Annotated in this window: 6 protein-coding genes and 1 pseudogene; 1 reads left to right on the forward strand and 6 read right to left on the reverse strand. The window is 67.7% G+C overall.

What is annotated here, in order from left to right; translation table 11 throughout:
* Both AC08OQ_RS17220 and AC08OQ_RS17225 read right to left on the reverse strand, forming a co-directional pair.
* Positions 1–411 (reverse strand): annotated as a pseudogene (locus AC08OQ_RS17220) (cation transporter); the annotation flags it as partial.
* Between the two features lies 1 nt (position 412).
* Positions 413–748: an ArsR/SmtB family transcription factor gene (locus AC08OQ_RS17225; protein ID WP_476602316.1), complete on the reverse strand. Its 336-nt coding sequence runs from the start codon at positions 746–748 to the stop codon at positions 413–415.
* A gap of 362 nt (positions 749–1110) precedes the next feature.
* On the opposite strand from AC08OQ_RS17225, the gene AC08OQ_RS17230 reads away from it, so the two are divergent.
* The gene (locus AC08OQ_RS17230; protein WP_476602315.1) at positions 1111–1665 is read left to right on the forward strand and encodes a YflT domain-containing protein; all 555 of its coding nucleotides are present in this window, start codon (positions 1111–1113) and stop codon (positions 1663–1665) included.
* Positions 1666–1692: 27 nt separating this feature from the next.
* On the opposite strand, the gene AC08OQ_RS17235 is transcribed toward AC08OQ_RS17230, so the two are convergent.
* From AC08OQ_RS17235 to AC08OQ_RS17250, 4 genes are all read right to left on the reverse strand, one after another.
* On the reverse strand, positions 1693–2289 hold the full coding sequence (locus tag AC08OQ_RS17235; protein ID WP_476602314.1) for a 2-oxoacid:acceptor oxidoreductase family protein: 597 nt from the start codon (positions 2287–2289) through the stop codon (positions 1693–1695).
* Positions 2290–3001: 712 nt separating this feature from the next.
* Entirely contained in the window at positions 3002–3178 is a 177-nt protein-coding gene (locus tag AC08OQ_RS17240) for a hypothetical protein (protein WP_476602313.1), read from the reverse strand.
* A 246-nt stretch (positions 3179–3424) separates the two neighbouring features.
* Positions 3425–3757 carry a hypothetical protein gene (locus tag AC08OQ_RS17245; RefSeq protein WP_476612201.1) on the reverse strand — a complete coding sequence of 111 codons (333 nt, stop codon included), beginning with the start codon at positions 3755–3757 and terminating at the stop codon, positions 3425–3427.
* 96 nt (positions 3758–3853) lie between these two features.
* Complete coding sequence (locus tag AC08OQ_RS17250) at positions 3854–5620, reverse strand: sensor histidine kinase (RefSeq protein WP_476612202.1); 1767 nt, start codon at positions 5618–5620, stop codon at positions 3854–3856.
* Positions 5621–5676 lie beyond the last annotated feature (56 nt).

Raw genomic sequence — 5676 nt, forward strand, 5'->3', positions numbered from 1 at the left:
AGCGGACAGGAACGGCATCACCGCCAGCGACACCGCGGCGAGCGCGATCCCGGGCACCGAACCATCCGCATCATCCCCGCCGGCCAGTGCACGCACGGCGTCGACCGCGACATAGACGGCGAGCACGAAAAACGACCCGGCGATGAACCGCAGGGCGACGCGTTCCCGGGCCTCCCGAACGGCGTGATCGACGGCGGAGAACTGCCAGGCAACCGCGGCGGCGGAGACCTCGATGAGCGAGTCCAGCCCGAAACCGATCAGCGCAGCGAACGACGCCGCCGCGCCGAACGTGAGCGCGATGATGGCCTCGACGACGTTATAGGCGATAGTCACCCCGACCAGGAACCGGATTCGGCGGGCGAGCAGGTCACGGCGGGCCGGGGGCGGCCCCGATGACAGCGAGACGGCCATATCAGCAGCAGCCCTTCTCCGCCGTGTCCGGGCACGCGGCATCCTGTCCGAGGGCGATGACCGCGGCCCGCAGCTCGTCGAGCGTGCGACCGAGACGGGCGTCGGCAAGCTCATAACGGATACGCCGGCCGACCGGAACGGCGACCACCAGCCCACAGCCACGCAGACAGGCCAGATGATTCGACAGCCGGCTGCGGGAGATCCCCATCGCCTCCGCCAGATCGGCGGGATGCGCCGGGCTGTCACGAAGGGCCAGAAGCAGCCGTGCCCTGATCGGGTCAGCCAACGCCCGGCCGACCCTTACCAGAACCTCGATGTCCGAGGCGATCGTCACCATGACCCAACAGTACAGAGATCCATGAACTCAGGAAAGCGTGAACTTCGGATGGGCCGAAGACCTCGACGCGGCGAGGCTGGCTGCCTGATCTCACAGCCTGGTCTCACGGCCTCGTCTCACGGCCTCGTCTCACGGCCTCGCGGATCTGGCGCCTCTCCGGTTAGCTGCCCCGAACGCGGGCAGCCTCTGCCATGACCGCGTCGTCCGGGGAACCGCCTCGGATGCCTGACACGATGGCTGATCCACGACACTCACGTCGGGTGGAGGCGATCTACATGTCGCATCGTGATGACCCCTTCGGGACAGGTGAGGGCGGGACCCGCGGTTCCCGATCGGATGACCTTCGAGCCGATGCCTCTCGGATGGGTGTTCTCCATCGCGGGAACCCGCGCTTCGATGATGCTCCGGGCGGGACCCGGGTGGACCGGGTAGGCGGGCCGCAGCAGGTGGTGGCCACCTTCGACGCCTACGGCGAGGCCGAAAGGGCCGTCGACCAACTTTCCGACCTTGGTTTCCCGGTAGAGAAGACCGCCATCGTCGGCCGCGGCCTACACACGGTCGAGAAGGTCACAGGTCGGCTGACCTGGGCCTCCGCCGCCGGCCGGTCGGCGCCGGCCGGTGCCGTCACCGGAGCGATGATCGGCTGGGTTTTCGGCCTGTTCAACTGGATCAACCCTCTGCAGGCGGCGGTGCTGCTCGCCCTCTACGGCGCCGTCTTCGGCGCCGTCCTCGGCGCTCTGGTGGGCCTGCTGACGTACGCGCTGAGCAGGGGCCGTCGGGATTTCGTCTCCGTGTCGGCGCTGAGCGCGGACCGCTACGACCTGCTCGTCGACGCCGACGTGGCGGAGCAGGCGGCCAGGCTGCTCGCGGAGACCGAGTTCGGCCGAGTGTCGCCGGCCAGGGGCACCCGGACCTGACCCCGGGACCCCTGCCGGCGCCCAGGCTCATTCCCGGGCTACCGGCAGAAGCCCGGCCCTGCGCCGCTCGCTGTAGCGGACGAACGCAAAGGCGTCCCGGGCCGCCTCGATGCCGTCGTCCGCGAGCCGACCGGCGAACCGCTCCCGGATGGCCGTCTCGACCGCGGTGATCGAAACGATTCCGGTCAACGTGGCAAAGCCACCGAGCAGCGCGGTATTCGGTAGCGGATGCCCCAGCTCGCGCTGGGCGATCTCGCTGGCGGGCAGGCTGATCGTTCGCTCGGGCCGGTACCGGGTGAGCCCGGGCAGCCCGAAATCGTCGAGGTCGCGTGCCGAGTCGAGCAGGATGAACCCGTCCGCCCCAAGTCCATGGAATACGTCGGAGACGTGCAGCAGCGCCGCGTCCCGGACGATGACCGCATCCGGGAACACGACCGGTTCCCACCCGGGCAATGGATCGTCGTCGATCCGGCAGCAGGCGACCGTAGGGTGGCCGATGTGTTCCGGCCCGCCGGCCATGGCTGCCTGTCCGTAGCGACCCTCCGTAACTGCCGCGATGGTCAACAGCTCGGCGATGGTCAGCACGCCTTGGCCGCCGAACCCGTGAATTCGTACCGCGAACATGATGGACCTCGTCTCTCCCGACCGGGCTGCTCTCGACGCTGCTTCTCGACGCTGCTCGCGACGCCCCCGTCAGCTGCCAGGCTCCTCTCCGCGGCCCGGCAGCGCGGTGAGTAGCCAGCGGCGGGGGCGACCACGCGGGCCAAGATCGCCATCGTGCGGTCGTCCCCGCCGACCCCGTGCGCATGAATGGCGAGCTGCGCGAAAAGGAGGATCAAGCCACGACCGCGACGTGTCCCCTCAACACAAACCCCAAGGTCAGCGGGCTACCGCCGCTCACCCCTGAATGGACACGCGCGAACCTCGCGGCCTGCTCGCCGTGTCCGGCCGCGTCGCCGACGCAGATGGCGAGCCGGCCCTCGCCGACATCGACCACGTCCACCCAGTCTCCGCTCGAACCAGGAGTCGCGGGATGCGACCGCCAGGAGACCCCAGCCGGTGGGCGTTCTCTCTCACGCCCCCGGTCACACAGGCCGCGAGATCGGTCTCGTCCCAGGATTCTGCAGCCGGAAAGTTGCACACGGACAACCTCCAGAACGGCGCCTCGCGGGGAGAACTCAGTGGCCCTTGGGGGACGTAATGAAGTAACAAATACGTGATCGAGAGCATCATCGCAGGTCACAGGCCTGTGGAGGGTTCGAAACGCGCAAGTTATTTCATTTCGACTCCTTGGCATCTCAGACCCGTGCTCAGGCCTGCACCGACAACAGGTCATTCATTCGACTTCAGTCATCCGCTGAACATCAATATTGACGATCAGATCGGCCCAGCACGCATACTGGCCGACCGCACGCCCCTGCCGGGTCACCCGCAGGACTCGTGCCGGACGATCGGGACCGGCCTTGACGACCGTCTCCTCGATGAGATGACCACCCGCTGTCATCCATTTCATGTGTCACCGCCTTCCTTAGGAGTCGAAATGAAATAACTTGCGCGTTTCGAACCCTCCACAGGCCTGTGACCTGCGATGATGCTCTCGATCACGTATTTGTTACTTCATTACGTCCCCTTAGCGTCGATGCGAGGCCATGGGATCTGATGACACAACCTGTCAACCTGACAACCTGGTGGGATCGGCGACGACGGGTTATTGTTCAGTCGTTCACGCGAACCCGAAGGGTCAGCCGAACCCGAAGGGTCAGCGGTCCCGGCCGAACAGCGTGGCCGTGTCCTCGATCGAGTTCCCCTGCCGGTCGTAGACGGCGACGCCCAACGACCTCAGTGTCGACGCGCTGCACCGCAGGTGATGGGCGCACAACAGCACCTCGACCTCATGGGAACGCGTGTCACCGGGGACAAATATCGCCTGTGCCACCGGTTCGGAGGGGCAGCAGCAGGACCGACTGCCCGGTTCGATCGCCCGGTACGGTCGGTGCGTGCCCGCGGCCGCTGCGCCGTTCTCCGCGGCTGACGTCGGAGCCGGCATCGAGCGGGACAGGCGAAGGGCGGGGAGATTCACGGGGAGGTTCATGAGTCAACCATCCCGCGACTGCCGCCTGGTCACATGGGCCGATCGTCCCCCCTCAGCGGACCAACGGTCTCCCCGCACCGGGTGCACAGCCCAGTGTCACAGAGGCACAGCCCAGTGCAGGTGGGTGCCCCCGCCTGCCGGTGCGGTGAGGGTGAAGGACCCGCCGAGCTGCTCGGCCCGGGTCCGGAGGTTGTCCAGCCCGCTGCGCCGGCCACCGGGACCTATGCCGACGCCGTCGTCGATCACGTCGACGACCACCGACTCGCCGGCCACGCCGATACGGAGCTCGACGGTCCCGGCCTGCGAATGCCGCGCCGCGTTGGTCAACGACTCCCGGGCGACGGCGATCACCTGGTCGGCGAGATCGTCACCGATCACGGTTTCGAGCGGTCCAGAGTAACGGACGGTCGGCGTGAAGCCGAGGGCCGGACGCACGTCCTCGGCGATCCGGTCGATCGCGGCGTGCAGTCGGCTTCGCTTGGACACACCGCTGGCACACAGCTCGAAGATCGACCGCCGGATGTCCTTGATCGTAACGTCAAGGTCCTCGACGTACTGGTTGATGCGCTCGGCATTCGATGGACGTTCGTACTGGGCGATGTCCTGCAGGCCGAGCGCAACGGCGAACATCCGCTGGATGACGTGGTCATGCAGGTCACGGGCGATGCGACCACGGTCGGCCAGGACCACCAACCGCTCCCGGTCGGCCTTGACCCGCGCCAGTTCCAGAGTGATCGCGACGTTGCCCGCGAAGCTCGCGGCGCTGGCGAGATCGGTGTCGCTGAAGGGACGTTTCCCCCGGTTCCGACCGACAAGCAGCACTCCGGACACGTGGTCGGTGCCGGCGACCATCGGGAGGACGATCAGGGGGCCGGTGGCGGCGTCCCGTTCCTCGGGAAGGGCGTCGAGCTGCGCACCCTCCACGCGCAACGGCTGCTGCTCGGCCATCACCCGACCGGTGAGGGTGCCGTCGAGAGGTATCCGCTGACCGGCGCCGGAAACGGTGTCCGCTCCGACGGTGACGGCGACCCGCGCGCTGCCGGCATCCTCGTCGCGCAGGACGATGGAAACGAACTCCGCGTCGGCGACCGTGCGGATGCGTTCCGCAACAAACTCGAGGGCGCCGTCGGCATCGGCCATGATCTGGCGGGTCACGTCGGCGGACGCGCTCATCCACCGGTGCCGTTGCTGGGTGTCGTGGAACAGCCGGGCGTTCTCGATCGCGACACCGGCGCTGGCGGCCAAGGCGAGCGCGAGTTCCTCGTCCTCGGCGGTAAAAACCGTGCCGCCGCGTTTCTCGGTCAGATAGAGGTTGCCGAACACCTCGCCGCGCACGGTGATGGGTACGCCGAGGAAGGTCCTCATCGGCGGATGGCCGGGAGGGAAGCCATACGCACTCGGGTCGCGGGAGATGTCGTCGAGGCGACGCGGCCGAGGATCATCGATCAGTAGACCGAGCACCCCGTGGCCGGTAGGCAGATGACCGATTCGGTTGACGTCCCGCGGGTCCATGCCGGCGTGGACGAACTCCTCCAGGGTGCGGTCCGGCGCGACGACGCCCAGCGCCCCGTACCGGGCGTCCAGCAGCTCGCACGCCGCCTCCACGATGTGCCGGAGCAGCACCGGCAGCCGCAGGTCCGTGGCGATGGCCCGACTCGCCGCCAGCAGCCCGCGCAACCGGCTCTGCGTGGCCAGCACATCTTGGGCCCGGTCAACCGGCTGCGTCAGCAGTTCATCGAGTTCGAGCCGCGCGACGAGCGGGAAGGTCAGGTTCTCGCTCTTCGGTGGGCCCGTCGAAGAGACCGACGAAGGGTCCGTTCCCGCACGCTTCTGGTTGGCGGCGGACCCAGTTTCCGTGCCCACGCCCGAACAGTACTAGGGCCTGTTGGGGAGTTCATCGGGGCAGCCATTCGTTGTTG

Source organism: Frankia sp. CcCS3, assembly GCF_977927575.1.